A 17,963-nucleotide genomic window follows, 5' to 3' on the forward strand; every position below is an offset into this window, starting at 1 on the left:
TTTATGGAAAACAGTACGATCGTCAAACGCCTGTGGGCGTTCATCCGCCCCTACCGCGGCCGCGCCTACATGGCGCTGCTGGCGATGGCGCTCACGGCGGCAACCCAGCCGCTGCTGGGCAAGGCGCTGCAGCTGCTGCTCGACCGCGGCTTCGACAACAAGGTCGACTTTTCGCTGTGGTGGATCCCGGCCATCCTGGTGTCGATCTTCGTCCTGCGCGGGATCGGCACTTTCGCCACCGCCTACCTGAACAACTGGGTGATCAGCCGGGTGCTGAACGACTTGCGCGCGCGCCTGTTCGACCGCCTGCTGCGCCTGCCGGTCGCGCGTTTTCATGAGGAGTCGACCGGCAAGATCATCAACACCGTAATCGGCGACGTGCGCCAGGTGGTCGACATGATCAACTCGGTCTTCATCGCTTTTGTTCGCGACGTGCTGGTGGTGGCCGGCCTGCTCGGCACCTTGCTCTACCTGAACTGGAAACTGACCCTGGTCGCCGTCGTCGTCATGCCGCTGACCGCCGTCATCGTGCGCACGACCACCAAGCGCCTGCGCCGCCTGAACCGCGAAAACCAGCGCGTCACCGCCGAGATGACGCAAGTGGTCGAGGAGGCGGCGCGCGGCCACCAGGTGATCCGCGTGTTCTCGGGCGAGCGCTACGAGCGGCGTCGCTTCGACATGCGCAGCGCCGCGCTGCTCGGCTTCTCCCAGCGCAGCACGGTCGCCTTTGCCGCCACCACGCCGATCACGCAAATCGCCACCGCCATGACCCTGTCGCTGGTGATCGTGCTGGCGATCCGCTCGAACATGACGGTCGGCGAGTTCACCCAGTTCGTGACGATGATGCTGATGCTGCTGACGCCCCTGAAATCGCTGGCCGAAGTGAACGGCCCGATGCAGCGCGGGATCGCCGCCGCCGAAACCGTGTTCGAGATGATCGATTCGAAGGTTGAGGAAGACACCGGCACCCTTGAGCTGAAAGAGGTGAAGGGCCACCTGCGCCTGGAGAACGTGGCGTTCCGCTATCCGAACGCGCCCGGCCTGGCGCTGCACGACGTGTCGCTCGACATCCAGCCCGGCAAGACGGTGGCCCTGGTCGGCGTCTCGGGCGGCGGCAAATCCACTTTCGTGAACCTGGTCACGCGCTTCTACGACCCCGAGGGCGGGCGCCTCCTGCTCGACGGCGTGCCCTACCGCGACATCAAGCTGACCAGCCTGCGCGCGCAGCTGGCGATGGTGAGCCAGAACGTGGTGCTGTTCGACGACACGCTGGCGGCCAACATCGCCTACGGCGTCGAACGTATCGACTACGAGCGCCTGGCCGCGGCGATCAAGGCGGCGCACCTCACCGACGTGGTGGCGCGCCTGCCGGACGGCGTCGAATCGATGATCGGCGAGAACGGCATGCGCCTCTCGGGCGGCCAGCGCCAGCGCGTGGCGATCGCGCGCGCGATCTACAAGGACGCGCCGATCCTGATCCTCGACGAAGCGACTTCCGCGCTCGACAACGAATCCGAACGCGCCGTCCAGGCCGCGCTCGACACCCTGATGGCGGGCCGCACCACGATCGTGATCGCGCACCGCCTGTCCACCATCGAGCGCGCCGACCGCATCGTGGTGATGGAGGCCGGCCGCATCGTCGAGCAGGGCACCCACGACGAGCTGCTGGCCCAGGGCGGCATGTACGCCAATCTCTACCGGCTGCAGTTCGCGGCCACGACGGCCGAACAATGAAGAACGGGCGCACGCTGGTCATTTCGCCGAACTGGATCGGCGACGCGGTGATGGCGCAGCCGCTGCTGCAGCGGCTGAAGGCGCAGCATCCCGAGCGCCCGATCGACGTGCTGTCCCCGCCTTCGGTGGCGCCGGTCTGGCGCGCGGTGCCGGAAGTCGACACGGTGCTCGAGACGCCGTTCCGGCACAAGGCGCTGCAGCTGCGCGAGCGCTGGAAATATGCGCAGGTGCTGCGCGCGCGCGGCTATCTCGCTGCCTACGTACTCCCCAACACGCTGAAATACGCGCTGATTCCCTGGCTGGCCGGGATACCGCGCCGGGTCGGCTACAAGGGAGAGATGCGCTATGGCCTGGTGAACGTCATGCACCTGGACGACACGCCGCCGCGGCCGATGGTGCCGTTCTATGCGGCGCTGGCGCTGGAGCCAAACGCGCCGCTGGCCCCCGCGCCGCGTCCGCGCCTGCAGGTGCCGGATGAGCGCATCGCCGCGGCCTGCGCGCGCCATGGCGTCGAGGCGGGGCGTCCCCTGATCGTGTTCGCGCCGGGCGCCGAATTCGGTCCGGCCAAGCGCTGGCCGCCGCGCCACTTCGGAGAATTGGCGCAGGCGATCCTGGTGCAGCAGGCGGACGCGCGGATCGCGCTGCTCGGCTCTCCCAAGGATCGCGAGACCTGCGATGAAGTCGTGGCGCACGCGGGCCCCGCGGCGGCCGCCATGCTGAACCTCGCCGGCCAGACCCAGCTCGACGAAGCGATCGCCTTGATTGCGCGCGCAGCGGCCGTGGTGGCGAACGATTCGGGCTTGCTGCACATTGCGTCGAGCCTGAACCGGCCGGTGGTCGCCTTGTATGGGCCGACCGATCCCGAACATGCGCCGCCGTTTTCCGACATGGCGCGCGCGCTGTCGCTGCGTCTCGATTGCTCGCCCTGCCGGCAGCGGGAGTGCCCGCTGGGGCATCACAATTGTCTCGAGCAGATGGAGGCGCCGATCGTGTGGAAGGAGTTGGCGCCGATGTTGGCGCGATAAGCGTTCGAGTGTTTTAGGACACGAAAACGCGTGGGCATGCCCACCCTACGTTACGCTTCAGCCCGTGGCCATCGTGCACCGTAGGGTGGGCATGCCCACGCGGTTGAAACAGTAGATCAGCCGCACAGCCGCGGCGGCTGATCAACGCGCATCAGCTGGCGTAATGCGCCGCTTCCCCCACCATCTCGCCGTCGTCCACCGCATGCTCCTCCAGCGCCTTGATGTAGCGCGCCAGCGCGTCGTCGAGCGAGGGCAGCAGCATGCCGCGTTCGCTGCCCAGGGCCGAGTAGTGCGGTCGCACGGCCACGTAGCCGAGTTCGGTCGCCGGCCGCTCCTGCAAGGTCTTTGCATCGACCCCGGCCACCTCGCAGGCCTTGCGCGCCAGCTCGGCCCAGGTCACGGCTTCGCCGTTGCTCAGGTGCCAGACGCCGCGCTCGCGGTCGATCAGCAGGTCCAGGCTCACGTTCACCAGGTCCGGCACATAGGTTGGCGTCACCACCAGGTCGTTCGAGGCCGTGAACGGCTGGCCGGCCCGCAAGGCGGCCAGCGCCTGCGTGACGAAGTTGTGCTTGTCCCACGGACCGAAGAAAGAGCTGGTGCGGATCACGAGCGCCTGGGGATCGGCTTCCAGCACGCGCCGTTCGGATTCGGCCTTGCTGCGGCCGTACACGCCGAGCGGCGCCAGCGGGTCCGATTCGAGGTAGGGTGTGTCCTTGCCGCCGTCGAACACCAGGTCGCTCGAGAAGGTCATGAAGCGCAGCGCGTGGCGGATGCAGGCCAGGGCCAGCACGGTCGGTCCATGGGTGTTCCCGTTCATGCAGCCTTCGACGTCCGTTTCCGCCTCGTCGACGCGCACATAGCCGCCGGCATTGATGATCGCCCAGGGTTTAAAACGCTGGATCGCCGCTTCGACCGAAGCCGGATCGGTGATGTCCATCTCCTGGCGCGTCAGGACGTGGTGCGCGAGGTTGCGCTTCTCGCAGATGCGCGCAAACGCGGAGCCGAGGGTGCCGGTGGCGCCCGTGATCAGGATCGGCTGCACGTGGTTCGACTTGAACTGGCTGCGCACCGCGATGTCGGCCACCGCCGTGCGCGTGGCGACCGGCTTGCACAGGAAGCGGCCCGGCCGGCGCCACCAGCCCTGGCCCTGCAGCACGGGGTTCGAGAGCGGACGGCCGCTGGCCAGTTCGCGCATCAGCTTGGCCACTGCCGTCGGACGCGGCTGCGGGCCGCGCACGTCGAAGGGACCCGGCTCGTAGTAGCCGCGGCATTCGGTGACCAGGCAGTTCCAGTCGTAGGAACCGAGCAGGGCCCAGACCGTGACGGCGCGCACGTCGGCGCCCTGGGTCCTGGCCTTCTGCGCGGCATTCCAGATCTCGAGCAGCCAGCGCAGCTGGTCTTCGCGGTTGGCGTCGATATGGGCTTCGGTGATGGCGATCGGCAGGCCGTAGCGCTCCCAGGTTTCCATCAGCAGCGGGCCGATACCGGGCGTGGGCGTGGCCAGCGCGCGCGGGGTCTCGATGTCGGCATGCATGACGCCGTCGTACTCGTGGCAGTGCGACTTCGGATAGCGCTCGACACGGTGATCGAGCCAGCGTTCGCTGGTGATGTAGTAGTTGACGCCGATGACGTCGGGCGGGCAGGTGTTTTCGCGGAACCAGAGCAGTTCTTCAGGCGTGGCGCCCGATTCGGTGAGGTAGCCCCACAGCTTGTGTTCGGGATCGACTTTCCCGCACAGGATGTCCCAGGCCAGCCAGCGCCGTTCGTTGAAGAAGTTCGCCAGCCATGCCATCTCGGGCGTACTGTAGGTCTTCGACAGGTCGTCGGTCTGCACCAGTTTCGCGTCCGGATTGACGGCGCGGATCGCACGCATCGACAGCACGGTGGCCTTGCATTGATTCAGCAGGGCGCGGATGAAGGTCGTGTGGCTCGTCCCGTGCGGGTACCAGACGCCTGCCAGACCGGAGAAGCGCGCCGTCGTCAATATCTCGTTGACGGGGGTGTAGTACTCGGCCCAGGGGTAGCGCCGGGCTACCGCGCCGGCGTACTCGGCGAGCTTTTCGGGGAAGGCTGGATCGACCAGGCTTGTGTGTTCGGGACCGCTGCCGTGGTGGATCAGGCCTACGATCGGCGTGACGCCCAGGCGCTGCAGGGCGGGCAGGCGCGCATCGGACCAGGACCAGTCGGCACTCTCGATGCCGTTCGGTGCGGTGCGTTCCCAAAGCACGGGATAACGGATTGCCTTGATGCCGAGGGAAGCGAAACGTTCGATGTCGTCGACCCGGTCGGCGTGGCCATTGCGGTCCATCTGGCTGAAGTAATTGTCGCGTACACGGTTGACCGTGCATTCAAGTCCGCCCCAAAGCGCCAGCTCGGTTGCGGTCTCAGGCTGGATCTGCTTGTCGATGTTCATGAGAAATACCTGCTAGTAATGAGACAGGCCCTAGACTAACGGCGTGACGCAGGCTGTTATGTGAAATGGCGAACATATAGAGGACATTTCGGACTAGTCCTACTTTTTGTCAACGTATCCATTTCCTCTGCTAAATATATGCTATCTTCAATGAAACGGTGCGCTTCATGTTTTTAAGCGGGCGCAAAATTTGAGACATTGTTGTTTGTTCAGCAATTTCGTCAAAATCACTTTCGGAGCGGCAAATGTATATGGTGTATTGGACAGTCATTGAGGAAACCGATAGCCGCCCGTACGCCCAGGCCTTTGGTACCGACGAGATGGTCAAGGCGATGGGCTTCATGGAAGACCTGCGGCGCCGTCAGCGCGAAGGCGAAGGCGTGCGCTTCATCACGATGTGTTCCGAACATCCGGACCTGGTGGGGCATCCGGGGGTGGATGTGACGGGGGCGGATTACAACTGGAAGAAGCGGCGGAGATAAGGCGTGTTTATTGCACGGCACTCCCTGTGAGGGCATTCTCGGGTTGCTCCCACCTCCTCGGCTCGCCCGGCTCCCGTCCATGAACATCGCTGCCTAATCCAATATCGATGAGAAACAGATACGGCGGTTCCTTCGTCCAGCAACCTTCGCTGCATTTCAGCCGGAAGATCATGCCGTACAGCTTGGGAATGCGGAGCGTTGCCTCCTGCGAGTAGGCCGATTCGAACATGCGTGCATGCAGCCGCTTCTTGCCCTCCGGTGTCAGGTCGAACCAGGTACTATCGTCCTTTTCCCAAGGCTCCCAGCCGCCTGCCTTAAACTGGTTCTGCAGGTTTTCCAGGATGGTCACGGCTTCGTCGAAGGGCAGCGGGTCCAGCATGGGCGACGTGGCAAGCGAAACCGCCTGGTTTTCCGAGAAGGTAAGTGCAGCAAACTTGGTTGGCGGGAGCGTGAACCCGTGCCTCGGATCGGTGAAGCGGATAATCACGGACGGCTCCGTGACCCAGGTCGCACCGAACTTGTCTCCACCCGGATCGTCAGCGGGGTGGTTTGATCGCTCCAGGACCGGATAGGTGGAATCGTTGACGACCTGCTCGAAGGTCTGGCCGAGTCGGAAGGCCAGGATCGTCGGCTCAGGCGGGCGGGAATGCCACCAGACGGTTGCGACGACGAGGCCAGCCAGTAAGGCAAAGCGATGATACCAGCGCGTCATGCGACACCTCCACCGGCGGCGATCGTCCGGATCGATGCCTCGACATAAGGACGCTCGGGTCCATGCAGGAGCTGGTGAAATTGGTTGGCGGCGGCCAGTACGAATGGCATGCGTTGCTTCACCATCCACAGCTCCGCGTTCTTGTGTTGTGAGAACCACGATGTGAAACCCGACTTGGCCCTGCATTCGGCTGATAGTGTCAGTTTTATCTCCTCATAGTCACCCGTTGGGAACCCGGTTGCCCAGGCATACTGGTTCAAGGCAAGTAGTCTCTGCAGGACAGGATCGTTGTACATAATCCTTTGCAAAATATTGACCTGCTCATGCTGGGCGAGCCGGTCAACGCTTCGCTTTAGGTCTCCCGAGTTGATGAGATCGAATCCTTCCTTAATCTCGGCGAACGGTGTCCCAAACCGAAGCGTGTTCCTATCCACCGCCCAATGCACCGGATACTTATCGTTCTGCCGCTTGGCGAGATAAGCATTGAACTCCTCCCACCCCCGTTCCATAAAAAACCTGTGCAGCGGATAAATATCCAAAAACAGGTGCGCATTCCCGAAGCCCAGCTTTCGATACATGTACTGTGCCGCGGCTTCCGTGCCGGATTGCACCATCGTGGACGCCCCCGCGCCGGGATACGCGGCAAAGGCCCGCCCCACCAGCTCACGCACGCGGCGGTTCTTCTCGCTGACCTCGGCCGAATGCAGCAGCCCGCACCCCACCTGCTTCGACGCGAAGGCCGCCAGTCCTGCCCACTGAAAACGGTTGTCGGCCAGCCATAATTTCGCATAGGCCGCGTTGATGCGCCTGTTCCGCTCGCGGTCGTTGCCCTCGAAGCTGCCGTTCACCTTGAGAATGTCCTCGGCCTCGGCCTGGAAGCTGCGCCACAGGTGTTCGGGCGTCAGGATGGGGACGGCGACCGCCCGTTCCACCGTGGCGGCCGGCCCGACGCAGTGGAGCAGCGTGCACTCCGCTGCCGGCTTGACGTTCCTGCCGATGGGGATGCCGTGGTAGGTGTGCCTGGGGAACCAGGGATTCTTCATTCCAGGGACATAGCTGGCCTGCATGGACACACTCCTCGGCATGCAACAGGGATCAGGCGATGGTCGTTTCGGCGCGGCCCGTGCGGACCGCCTCGCGTTCGTCCGCGCTCAGGGGCTCGGTCCAGCCGTTCTGGTCGAGCGTTCCTTCGACCACCCGGGTCGGCAGCGCGAGCCGGTAGGGGCGGTTACCGAGAGGCTCCTGCGTACCGATGTCGACCAGCGCGAGGGGAAGGTAGTCCTCGGCCGGCGGCGGGATGGCGGCGGCGTTGGCATCGGCTACCTTTTGCGCGGCCACGGCCACCTGGCCGGCATACCAGTCGCCGTCGACCGACTGGCACATCAGGCTCTGGGTGGCGACCAGGCGCGGCGGGGGCGTGCACTTGCAGATGCACAGGTCGTCATGCAGGGCGGCCAGGCGGCCGTCGATGGCGTCGTGCAGGCGCGGTCCGTCGGGCTGGATCACGCCTTCCGACAGGCATTTCGGGCACCAGCAGACATCGCCTTCGACCGCCAGCGGTACGCCATCGATCGTCTCGAAGCGGCTGCCCGACACGACCTTGCCCCCCGCCGTGGTAGCGGCGCCGAGCGTGATGAAATATCTGTCGGGCATGGCGTCCTTTCCCCGCGCCTCGCGAGGCAAAGACTCCAGCCTAACGATGGACGAGGCCGCTTATTTGAGGGAGCGCAGGAGACGCCATGACGAGGGCGGAACCCGTCGCATCCCCGGCACAGGACAGGCTGGCTGGAAACGACAGCAGCTCAGGACGGCAACGAGAATGCTTCGGCGATCGACACCAGTTCGCCCGTGCCGCTGGCATCGTAGCCGGGCAGGGCATTCACCAGCTTGTGGTAGGCCGGATCGCGCATCAGCTCGAGCAACTGGCGCATGGCAGGTTCATCGACGGCATCCTGGCGCAGCGCGAAATAATAGTGTTCGCGCACCAGCGGCAGGAAGTCGAGCTTGAACTGAGCGCTTGCTGCGCGCATGCCGATGCCGGCGTCGGCCATGCCGCTGGCGATGTAAGCGGCCACCGCCGAATGGGTGAACTCGGCGCTGTTGTAGCCGTTGATCGATTCGAGCGGCGGGCCGTCGGCGGCCAGCATCATTTCCAGCAGCATGCGCGTGCCGGAACCGGCCTGGCGATTCACGAAGCGCACTTCCGGGCGCGCCAGGTCCGCCAACCCGCGCAGGCCGAGCGGATTGCCGCGCGCCATGATCAGGCCTTGCTGGCGGTCCGCGACGCGCACCAGGCAATGCTGCTGCGGATCGAGCCAGCGCAGGTACCAGGCGACTGTTTGCGCCTCGAAGCGGCCCAGCGGGATGTGGAAGCCGGCCAGGTCGCATTCGCGCCGCGCCAGCGCCGCCACGGCGTCGGTGCTGGTGCGGTAGCGCAGGTCGAGCGGTAACGCATCCCGGTCGATGCAGCCGGTGAGCGCGGCGACCGCGAAGCCGTGGCTGGCATCCATGCGCAGGGTGCGCAGTTTATTCGCCGTGATGCGCGCGAGTTCCGCTTCGAGTTCCGAGGCCAGGCTGTGCAGGGTAGGGGAAAGGCGCGCGGCGATGCGGCGGTCGGCCCAGACCAGCTTTTGCGCCAGCGGCGTGAGGGCCGTGCCGCGCCCGCGTCCCGTTTGCAGCAATTGTTCGCCGAACAGGCTTTCCGCCGAGCGCAGCAAGCCCCAGGCGTAACGGTAGGACAGGCCGACACTTTTGGCGGCCTGCGCGATCGAACCCGTATCCTGGATCGAGAGTAGCAGGCCGAGCAAATCGGCCGTGTCGAGCGGCGCTTCTCCCTTGACACTGATTTCCCAGTGGGGCCGGATATGAACGGTGAGCATATGCTAAAAATAGCCTATTTCGCTGTCAAAAACATCATGATACCCTCGGCGGGCAATAAAAGATGCCCAATAGATATGCTTTAAAAAGCATATTACATACTTATAAAACGGAGGGGACATGGGTTTGTTCAGTTTTTTAGATAAAGAGCGCACGATCGCGGGCGCCGGTTTCAACCGCTGGCTGGTGCCGCCGGCGGCGCTGGCGATTCACCTGTGTATCGGCATGGCCTACGGCTTCTCGGTGTTCTGGTTGCCGCTGTCGAAAGCGATCGGCATCACCGAATCGGTCGCCTGCTCGCCCGAGATGGGCTTCATGGCCGAGATCTTCTCGACCACCTGCGACTGGAAGATCTCGATGCTGGGCTGGATCTTCACGATCTTCTTCCTCTTCCTCGGTCTCGCGGCCTGGCTGTTCGGCGGCTGGCTCGAGCATGCGGGTCCGCGCAAAGCCGGCGTCGTGTCGGCCGTGTGCTGGTGCGGCGGCCTGGTGATCTCCGCCTTCGGCATCTATAGCCACCAGATCTGGCTGATGTGGCTCGGTTCCGGCGTGATCGGCGGGATTGGCCTCGGTCTCGGCTACATTTCGCCCGTGTCGACGCTCATCAAGTGGTTCCCGGACCGCCGCGGCATGGCGACCGGCATGGCCATCATGGGCTTCGGCGGCGGCGCCATGATCGGCGCACCGCTGGCCGACAAGCTGATGAAGCATTTTGCTACCGCCACCTCGGTCGGCGTGTGGGAAACCTTCCTGGCCCTGGCTGCGATCTACTTCGTGTTCATGATTGCCGGCGCACTGGCCTACCGCGTGCCTGCCAACGGCTGGAAGCCGGAAGGCTGGACTCCGCCGGCCAAGAGCGCCAATACGATGGTGACCACGCGCCACGTGCACGCCAGCCGCGTCTGGGGCATCCCGCAGTTCTGGCTGATCTGGGGCGTGCTGTTCCTGAACGTCTCGGCCGGCATCGGCATCCTGGGCATGGCTTCGCCGCTGCTGCAGGAAGTCTTCGGCGGCAAGCTGATCGGCGTCGACCTCGGCTTCAACGAACTCGACGCGGCGCAGAAGAGCCAGATCGCGGCGATCGCCGCCGGCTTCACCGGCCTGCTGTCGCTGTTCAACATCGGCGGCCGCTTCGCCTGGGCCTCGTGCTCGGACTTCATCGGCCGCAAGGCGACCTATTTCGTGTTCCTGATCCTCGGCTTCTTCCTGTATGTGTCGATTCCGTCGCTGGCGCACGTGGGCAACAAGGGGCTGTTCGTTGCTGCCATCTGCATCATCCTGTCGATGTACGGCGGCGGCTTCGCGACCGTGCCGGCCTACCTGGCCGACCTGTTCGGTACCCAGATGGTGGGCGCGATCCACGGTCGCCTGCTGACGGCCTGGGCTGCGGCGGGCGTGCTCGGTCCGGTCCTGATCAACTACATCCGCGAGTACCAGATTGCGCACGGCGTGCCGAAGGCGCAAGCTTACGACGTGACGATGTACGTGCTGGCCGGTCTCATCGTGGTGGGCATCGTGCTCAATGCAATGATCCGTCCGCTGGCGGACAAGCATTTCATGACCGATGCCGAACTGGCGCATGAAAAGAAGCTGGCGCAGGAGCGCGACATCAGCACGATGAGCGCTGGACGCGGCGGCAATGGCGGCAGCGCCGTGGCCAGCAGCCCGCTGGTGACGGCCTTTGCCTGGCTGGCGGTCGGCATTCCGCTGATGTTCGGCGTGTGGGTGACGCTGCAGAAGGCGTCGGTGCTCTTCAAATAAGTTCTGTTCAGGCGGTGTACCGCGCGGGCATGCCCGCCCTACGGTACACCGCCGCCGCGGACCGATACCACGGACTGTGGCGTAACGTAGGGCGGGCATGCCCGCGCGTCGCGGCGCTCGCACGCCGCATCGCCACAACAAACCAACGCAACACAGATCAACCGGGACAACATCATGAACCACCCCATCATCCCGATCGCCGTCGCCAACGCCGGCGCCAGCCGCCAGCGCAAGCGCGAAGCCCCGAAGGGCCGCCGCGTCGAGCCGCAGGCTCTCGCCGAAGTCCAGGCCCTGCTGGGCGCCGAATCGCGCAAGCGCGACCTCCTGATCGAACACCTGCACAAGATCCAGGACCGTTTCGGCTGCCTGTCGAGCGCCCACCTGGCGGCGCTGGCGCAGGAGATGCGCCTGGCCCAGACCGAGGTCTACGAGGTCGCGACCTTCTACCACCACTTCGACGTGGTCAAGGAAGGCGAGGCGGCACCAAGCGCGCTGACGGTGCGCGTCTGCGCCGGCCTGTCCTGCGAGATGGCGGGCGCGCGCGAGCTGCTGGACAAGCTCCCAAGCCTGCTGGGCCGCGAGGTGCGCCTGCTGGAGGCGCCCTGCGTCGGCCGCTGCGAACAGGCGCCGGCCGCGGTGGTGGGGCAGCATGCGATCCCGAATGCGACCGTCGAGAAGGTCGCGGCGAAGGCCGCCGCCGGCGAGACGACAGATCAGGTGACCAATCACATCGGCTTCATGGACTACCGCGCCAACGGCGGCTACCAGCTGCTGCGCGCCTGTGTCGCCGGCCAGCACGAAGTCGAGGACGTGATCAAGACGCTGGAAGCCTCCGGCCTGCGCGGCCTCGGCGGCGCCGGCTTCCCGCTGGGCCGCAAGTGGCGCATCGTGCGCGCCGAGCCTGGCCCGCGCCTGATGGCGATTAACATCGACGAAGGCGAACCCGGCACCTTCAAGGACCGCGTCTACCTCGAGCGCGACCCGCACCGCTTCCTGGAAGGCGCGCTGATCGCCGCCTGGGCGGTCGGCATCGAGGCCATCTACATCTACCTGCGCGACGAATACCACGGCTGCCGCGCCATGCTGGAAGCCGAGCTCGACAAGCTGCGCGCGGATCCGCCGGTGCAGGGCATGCCGCCGATTTACTTGCGCCGCGGCGCCGGCGCCTACATCTGCGGCGAAGAGTCGGCCATGATCGAATCGATCGAGGGCAAGCGCGGCATGCCACGCCTGCGTCCACCGTACGTGGCCCAGGTCGGCCTGTTCGGCCGGCCTACGCTGGAACACAATTTCGAGTCCCTGCACTGGGTGCGCGAGATCCTGGAACGTGGCGGCGACTGGTTCGCCAGTTTCGGCCGCAACGGCCGGCGCGGCCTGCGTTCGTTCTCGGTCTCGGGCCGCGTGAAGGAGCCGGGCGTCAAACTCGCCCCGGCCGGCATCACGATCACCGAACTGATCGCCGAATACTGCGGCGGCATGCAGGACGGCCACAGCTTCTATGCCTACCTGCCGGGCGGCGCCTCGGGCGGCATCCTGCCGGCCGCCATGGGCGACATCCCGCTCGACTTCGATACGCTGCAGCCCTACGGCTGCTTCATCGGCTCGGCCGCCGTGGTCGTGCTGTCCGACCGGGACAGCGCCACCGCCGCCGCCCGCAATACGCTGGCCTTCTTCAAGGACGAGTCCTGCGGCCAGTGCACGCCCTGCCGCAACGGCACCGCCAAGGCGCTCGACATCATCAACAAGCCGGTCTGGGACGTGCCGCTGCTGGGCGAACTGTCGCAGGTGATGCGCGACGCCTCGATCTGCGGCCTCGGCCAGGCCGCGCCGAATCCATTCGACTGCGTCATCAAATACTTCCCGCATGAGCTGGAGACAGGCAAATCATGAACGCTCCTATCCAAACCATCACATTCGAACTCAATGGCCGCGCCGTCGAGGCGCTGCCGCACGAGACCCTGATCGAGGTCGCCGGCCGCGAAGGCATCGAGATTCCGCGCCTGTGCTACAAGGAAGGCTTCGAGGCCGTCGGCAACTGCCGCTCCTGCATGGTCGAGATCGACGGCGAGCGCACGCTGGCGCCGTCCTGCTGCCGCCATCCGAGCCAGGGCATGAAGGTCAGCACCGACAGCGCCCGCGCAACGGCCGCGCAGAAGATGGTGCTCGAACTGCTGCTGGCCGACATGCCGGAAGCCGAGTACACGAGAAAGAACGAAGTCGACCTGTGGGCCGAAAAGCTCGGCGTCGGCAAGCCGCGTTTCGTGTCGACGCGCCGCCAGCCGCAGCGCGACGAGTCGCATGCCGCGATCACCGTCAATCTCGACGCCTGCATCCAGTGCACGCGCTGCGTGCGCGCCTGCCGCGACGAGCAGGTCAACGACGTCATCGGCCTGGCCTTCCGCGGCGAGAACGCCAAGATCGTGTTCGACCAGGACGACCCGATGGGCAACTCCACCTGCGTGGCCTGCGGCGAATGCGTGCAGGCCTGCCCGACCGGCGCCTTGATGCCGGCGCGCGAAGTGGCGCTGAACATCCCGGATAAACAGGTCGATTCGGTCTGCCCGTACTGCGGCGTCGGCTGCCAGCTGACTTATAACGTCAAGGACAACAAGATCCTGTACGTGGAAGGCCGCAATGGCCCGGCCAACCTGGGCCGCCTGTGCGTCAAGGGCCGCTACGGCTTCGATTACGCGCACCATCCGCATCGCCTCACGAAACCGCTGATCCGCCGCGCGGGCGTGCCGAAGACGGGCGACTTCACGATGGACCCGGACCGCGTGCTGGACGTGTTCCGCGAAGCGACGTGGGAAGAAGCGCTGGCGCTGGCCGGCGGCAAGCTGGCGCAGATCCGTGACACGCACGGCGGTGCCGCGCTGGCCGGCTTCGGCTCGGCCAAGGGCAGCAACGAGGAAGCGTATTTGTTCCAGAAGCTGGTGCGTACCGGCTTCGGCACGAATAACGTCGACCACTGCACGCGCCTGTGCCACGCCTCCTCGGTCTCGGCCCTGCTGGAAGGGATCGGCTCGGGCGCCGTGTCGAACCCGGTCATGGACGTGACGCGCGCCGAGGTCATCCTCATCATCGGCGCCAATCCGACCGTGAACCATCCGGTGGCCGCCACCTGGATCAAGAACGCCGTGCGCACGGGTGCGAAACTCATCGTGCTCGACCCGCGCCGCTCGGAACTGGCGCGCCACGCGCACCGCTACCTGCAGTTCAAACCCGACACCGACGTCGCGCTGCTGAACGCGATGATGCACGTGATCGTCAGCGAACGCCTGGTAGACGAGGCCTTCATCGCCAGCCGCACCATCGGCTACGAAGAGCTGGAAAAGAACGTCGCCGAGTACAGCCCGGAAGCGATGGCGCCGATCTGCGGCATCGATGCCGAGACGATCCGCTATGTCGCGCGCCTGTACGCGACCTCGAAGGGATCGATGATCCTGTGGGGCATGGGCGTGTCGCAGCACATCCACGGCACGGACAACGCGCGCTGCCTGATCGCGCTCTCGCTGATGACGGGCCAGATCGGCCGTCCCGGCACCGGCCTGCATCCGCTGCGCGGCCAGAACAACGTGCAGGGCGCGTCCGACGCCGGCCTGATCCCGATGATGCTGCCGGACTACCAGCGCGTCGACAACGCGCAGGCGCGCGAGAAGTTCGAGCAGGCCTGGGGCACCAAGCTCGATCCGAAGCCGGGCTTGACCGTGGTCGAGATCATGGATGCGATCGACCATGGCCAGATCCGCGGCATGTACATCATGGGCGAGAATCCGGCGATGTCGGATCCGGACGCCAACCATGCGCGCGCCGCGCTGGCCGCGCTCGAGCACCTGGTGGTGCAGGACATCTTCCTGACCGAGACCGCGTACCTGGCCGACGTGATCCTGCCGGCCTCCGCCTTCCCGGAAAAGACCGGCACGTTTACGAATACCGACCGCCTGGTCCAGCTGGGCCGGCAGGCGATCGACCCGCCGGGCGAAGCGAAGCAGGACCTGTGGATCATCCAGCAGATCGCCAACCGCCTCGGCCTGCCGTGGAACTACGGCCACGTGGCCGAAGTGTTCGACGAGATGCGCCATACGATGCCTTCCATCGGCGGCATCACCTGGGAGCGCCTGGAAAAGAACGGCGCCGTCGTCTACCCGTGCATGAACGAGGGCGATGTCGGCCAGCCGGTCGTGTTCACCGAGCTGTTCCCGCGCGAAGGGGGCAGGGCGCGTTTCGTCCCGGCCGACATCATCCCGGCCGACGAGCGTCCGGATCTTGAATACCCGATGGTGCTGATCACGGGCCGCCAGCTCGAGCACTGGCACACCGGCAGCATGACCCGCCGCGCCACCGTGCTGGACGCGATCGAGCCCGATCCGGTAGCGCTGGTGCACCCGCTCGACCTCGAACGCATGGGCGTCCAGCCGGGCGCGCCGATCACGATCGCTTCGCGCCGCGGCGAAGTGGTGCTGTATGCGCGTGCCGACGACAGCTCGCCGGTGGGGGCGATTTTTGTCCCGTTCTGCTACTACGAAGCGGCGATCAACCGCCTCACGAATGCCGCGCTCGACCCCTTCGGCAAGATCCCGGAGTTCAAGTACTGCGCCATCAAGGTCACGCCGGGCGGAGAAGTCGCACACCAGAGCAGCTATGGTGGCGGCCAAATCCTCGCCGGCATGGCACAATCGGCAACATGAACCAACAAGACTTGCTACGCTACCGCCCGCTCCTCTCCGATGCACGCGCCCACCTCACGCACGAGGTAAGCGCGCTGGACGAGCGGGGCCGTGCTTCGACGATCTCGATTCCGGCCGAACGCCCGCTGACGGTGTACGTGGACAAGCGCGAGCTGGTCACCCTGATGACGCTGGGCGGCGCGCCGGAAGCCCTGACCCTGGGCTACCTGCGCAACCAGCGCCTGGTGCGCAGTATCGAGGACGTGGTCTCGGTGCAGGTCGACTGGTCGGTCGATGCGGTGGCGGTCGTCACCCGCAACGGCATCGCGGATGTGGAAGAGCGCACCGCGAAGAAGGTCGTCACCACCGGCTGCGGGCAGGGCTCGGTATTTGGCGGATTAATGGATGAGGTCGAGACTATTTCCCTGAGTGATAGTGCGCGCCTCACCCAGTCGGTGGTCTACCGCATCGTCGATACCATCCGCACCCAGCAGTCGATTTATAAACAGGCCGGCTCGGTGCACGGCTGCGCGCTATTCTCGAACAAGGGCGAACTGCTCTACTTCGTCGAAGACGTGGGCCGCCACAATGCGGTCGACGCCATCGCCGGCCTGATGTGGCTGGAGGGGATGCGCGGCGACGACAAGGTGTTCTACACCACCGGCAGGCTCACCTCGGAGATGGTGATCAAGGGCGCGCAGATGGGTATTCCTTTCCTGCTGTCGCGCTCGGGCACCACGCAGATGGGGCACATGGTGGCCGAAAAGGTCGGCATGTCGCTGCTGGCGCGCTGCACCGGCAAGCACTTCCTGCTGCTGGCCGGGCAGGAGCGGCTCGTGTTCGAACCCGAACTGCTCGATCTTCCGCCCGTTCCACGTCCAGCCTGAATGTCCCTGTTCGACGCCACGGCGCACGCCTTCGGATTGCTGTTCTCGGGCGATGCGGCCCTGTGGCGCATCATCTGGGTCTCGATCAAAACCAGCGTCATCGGCCTGCTGCTGGCCACGCCGCCCGCCGTGCTGCTGGGGTACGCGATCGCCATGCACCGCTTCCCGGGCCGCCGCATCGCCATCTGGCTGGCGCAATGCGCCTTGTCGCTGCCGACGGTCCTCATCGGCTTGTTGCTGTATCTGCTGCTGTCGCGCCGCGGCCCGCTTGGGTCCCTGGAGTGGCTGTTCTCGCAGTCGGGCATCATCGCGGGCCAGTTCGTGGTCGGCCTGCCGGTGCTGCTGGCCTTCACGCTGGCGGCGGTGCAGGCGCTCGATCCCCGCTATGCCGAGACGGCGCGCGCGCTGGGCGCTTCGCGCTGGCGCATCATGAGCACCGTGTTGCATGAGGCGCGCTACGGCGTGATGGCGGCCGTGATCAGCGGTTTTGGACGCGTCATTTCGGAAGTCGGCTGCGCCCTGATGGTAGGCGGGAACATCGAAGGCGAGACGCGCACCATCACCACGGCCATCGCGCTGGAAACGAGCAAGGGCGAGTTCGCGCAGGGGATCGCACTGGGCATCGTGCTGGTCGCGCTGGCGCTGCTGATGAATGGCGCGCTGATGCTGCTGCAGGGCGAGGCCCACACGGCGGGAGGACGCGCATGAGGCCCTTGTTGACGGTGCGCGGCCTCGTGAAACGCCATGGCGAGCGCCTGCTGTTCGACATCGATGAGCTGACCCTGGAGGCCGCCAGCGCCTACGTGCTGACCGGCGCCAACGGCGTCGGCAAGAGCACGCTGCTGCGCGCGCTGGCGGGACTCGAGCCGGTGCAGGCGGGTGCCGTCGAGTTCGAGGGCAAGCCCGTGTCGCTGCATCCCTACCCGCAGGCGCTGCGCCGCGCCATCGTCTACGTGCACCAGCATCCGGTCATGTTCTCGACCAGCGTCGCCCAGAACATCGGCTATGGCCTGGTTGCGCGCGGCGAGCCCAGGGCGCGCGTGGCGGCCATCGTGGAAGAGGCGATGGACTGGGCCGGCGTGGCCTACCTGCGCGGCACCGATCCGGCCAGGCTGTCGGGCGGCGAGAAGCAGCGTGTGGCGCTGGCGCGGGCGCGCGTGCTGCGGCCGCGCCTCCTGTTGCTGGACGAGCCGACCTCGAACCTCGACGGCGCGGCGCGTGAGCAGGTGATCGCGCTGATCCCGACCCTGATGGAGCAGGGCACGACGGTGGTCATGGCCTGCCACGACCGCGACCTGATCGGACTGCCCGGCGTGCGGCGCCTCAAATTGCGCGACGGCCATCTCGAATACCGGCCACACAAGGAAAAATACGAGGGCGAACACGACGAGGCGCCCTAGCGCGC

14 protein-coding genes are annotated in these 17,963 nt (G+C 65.8%); 9 read left to right on the forward strand and 5 right to left on the reverse strand.

Annotated features, from left to right (window positions below):
* Positions 1 to 3 precede the first annotated feature (3 nt).
* A complete protein-coding gene (msbA, locus tag C2862_RS04060) occupies positions 4 to 1,734 on the forward strand; it encodes a lipid A export permease/ATP-binding protein MsbA (protein ID WP_136218835.1) in 1,731 nt (576 codons plus the stop codon).
* Positions 1,731 to 2,759 carry a lipopolysaccharide heptosyltransferase II gene (waaF, locus tag C2862_RS04065; RefSeq protein WP_136218836.1) on the forward strand — a complete coding sequence of 343 codons (1,029 nt, stop codon included), beginning with the start codon at positions 1,731 to 1,733 and terminating at the stop codon, positions 2,757 to 2,759. The genes msbA and waaF overlap by 4 nt, the downstream gene beginning before the upstream one ends.
* Before the next feature lie 151 nt (positions 2,760 to 2,910).
* On the opposite strand, the gene C2862_RS04070 is transcribed toward waaF, so the two are convergent.
* Positions 2,911 to 5,172 carry a family 1 glycosylhydrolase gene (locus C2862_RS04070; protein ID WP_136218837.1) on the reverse strand — a complete coding sequence of 754 codons (2,262 nt, stop codon included), beginning with the start codon at positions 5,170 to 5,172 and terminating at the stop codon, positions 2,911 to 2,913.
* A gap of 245 nt (positions 5,173 to 5,417) precedes the next feature.
* Here C2862_RS04070 and C2862_RS04075 point away from each other — a divergent pair, with 245 nt between their 5' ends.
* Complete coding sequence (locus C2862_RS04075; protein WP_136218838.1) at positions 5,418 to 5,654, forward strand: hypothetical protein; 237 nt, start codon at positions 5,418 to 5,420, stop codon at positions 5,652 to 5,654.
* Positions 5,655 to 5,661: 7 nt separating this feature from the next.
* On the opposite strand, the gene C2862_RS04080 is transcribed toward C2862_RS04075, so the two are convergent.
* The 4 genes from C2862_RS04080 to C2862_RS04095 all read right to left on the reverse strand — a co-directional run bounded on the left by C2862_RS04080 (position 5,662) and on the right by C2862_RS04095 (position 9,245).
* A complete protein-coding gene (locus C2862_RS04080; RefSeq protein ID WP_136218839.1) occupies positions 5,662 to 6,366 on the reverse strand; it encodes a hypothetical protein in 705 nt (234 codons plus the stop codon).
* Positions 6,363 to 7,433, reverse strand: coding sequence for a DUF2515 family protein (locus C2862_RS04085; protein WP_136218840.1), 1,071 nt, complete (start codon positions 7,431 to 7,433; stop codon positions 6,363 to 6,365). Before C2862_RS04085 ends, C2862_RS04080 begins: the two co-directional genes overlap by 4 nt.
* Positions 7,434 to 7,461: 28 nt before the next feature.
* A complete protein-coding gene (locus C2862_RS04090) occupies positions 7,462 to 8,019 on the reverse strand; it encodes a PAAR domain-containing protein (RefSeq protein ID WP_136218841.1) in 558 nt (185 codons plus the stop codon).
* A gap of 149 nt (positions 8,020 to 8,168) precedes the next feature.
* Entirely contained in the window at positions 8,169 to 9,245 is a 1,077-nt protein-coding gene (locus tag C2862_RS04095) for a substrate-binding domain-containing protein (RefSeq protein WP_136218842.1), read from the reverse strand.
* A gap of 118 nt (positions 9,246 to 9,363) precedes the next feature.
* On the opposite strand from C2862_RS04095, the gene C2862_RS04100 reads away from it, so the two are divergent.
* From C2862_RS04100 to C2862_RS04125, 6 genes are all read left to right on the forward strand, one after another.
* On the forward strand, positions 9,364 to 11,004 hold the full coding sequence (locus C2862_RS04100; RefSeq protein ID WP_136218843.1) for an OFA family MFS transporter: 1,641 nt from the start codon (positions 9,364 to 9,366) through the stop codon (positions 11,002 to 11,004).
* A gap of 174 nt (positions 11,005 to 11,178) precedes the next feature.
* Positions 11,179 to 12,894: an NAD(P)H-dependent oxidoreductase subunit E gene (locus C2862_RS04105; protein WP_136218844.1), complete on the forward strand. Its 1,716-nt coding sequence runs from the start codon at positions 11,179 to 11,181 to the stop codon at positions 12,892 to 12,894.
* Positions 12,891 to 15,692, forward strand: coding sequence for a formate dehydrogenase subunit alpha (fdhF, locus tag C2862_RS04110; RefSeq protein ID WP_136218845.1), 2,802 nt, complete (start codon positions 12,891 to 12,893; stop codon positions 15,690 to 15,692). Before C2862_RS04105 ends, fdhF begins: the two co-directional genes overlap by 4 nt.
* Positions 15,689 to 16,558, forward strand: coding sequence for a formate dehydrogenase accessory sulfurtransferase FdhD (locus C2862_RS04115; protein ID WP_136218846.1), 870 nt, complete (start codon positions 15,689 to 15,691; stop codon positions 16,556 to 16,558). The genes fdhF and C2862_RS04115 overlap by 4 nt, the downstream gene beginning before the upstream one ends.
* Positions 16,559 to 17,266: an ABC transporter permease gene (locus tag C2862_RS04120; protein ID WP_136218847.1), complete on the forward strand. Its 708-nt coding sequence runs from the start codon at positions 16,559 to 16,561 to the stop codon at positions 17,264 to 17,266.
* On the forward strand, positions 17,263 to 17,958 hold the full coding sequence (locus C2862_RS04125; protein ID WP_136218848.1) for an ATP-binding cassette domain-containing protein: 696 nt from the start codon (positions 17,263 to 17,265) through the stop codon (positions 17,956 to 17,958). Before C2862_RS04120 ends, C2862_RS04125 begins: the two co-directional genes overlap by 4 nt.
* Positions 17,959 to 17,963 lie beyond the last annotated feature (5 nt).

This window comes from Massilia sp. Mn16-1_5 (assembly GCF_004798585.1).
In the GTDB taxonomy this organism is placed as follows: Bacteria; Pseudomonadota; Gammaproteobacteria; order Burkholderiales; family Burkholderiaceae_D; genus Telluria.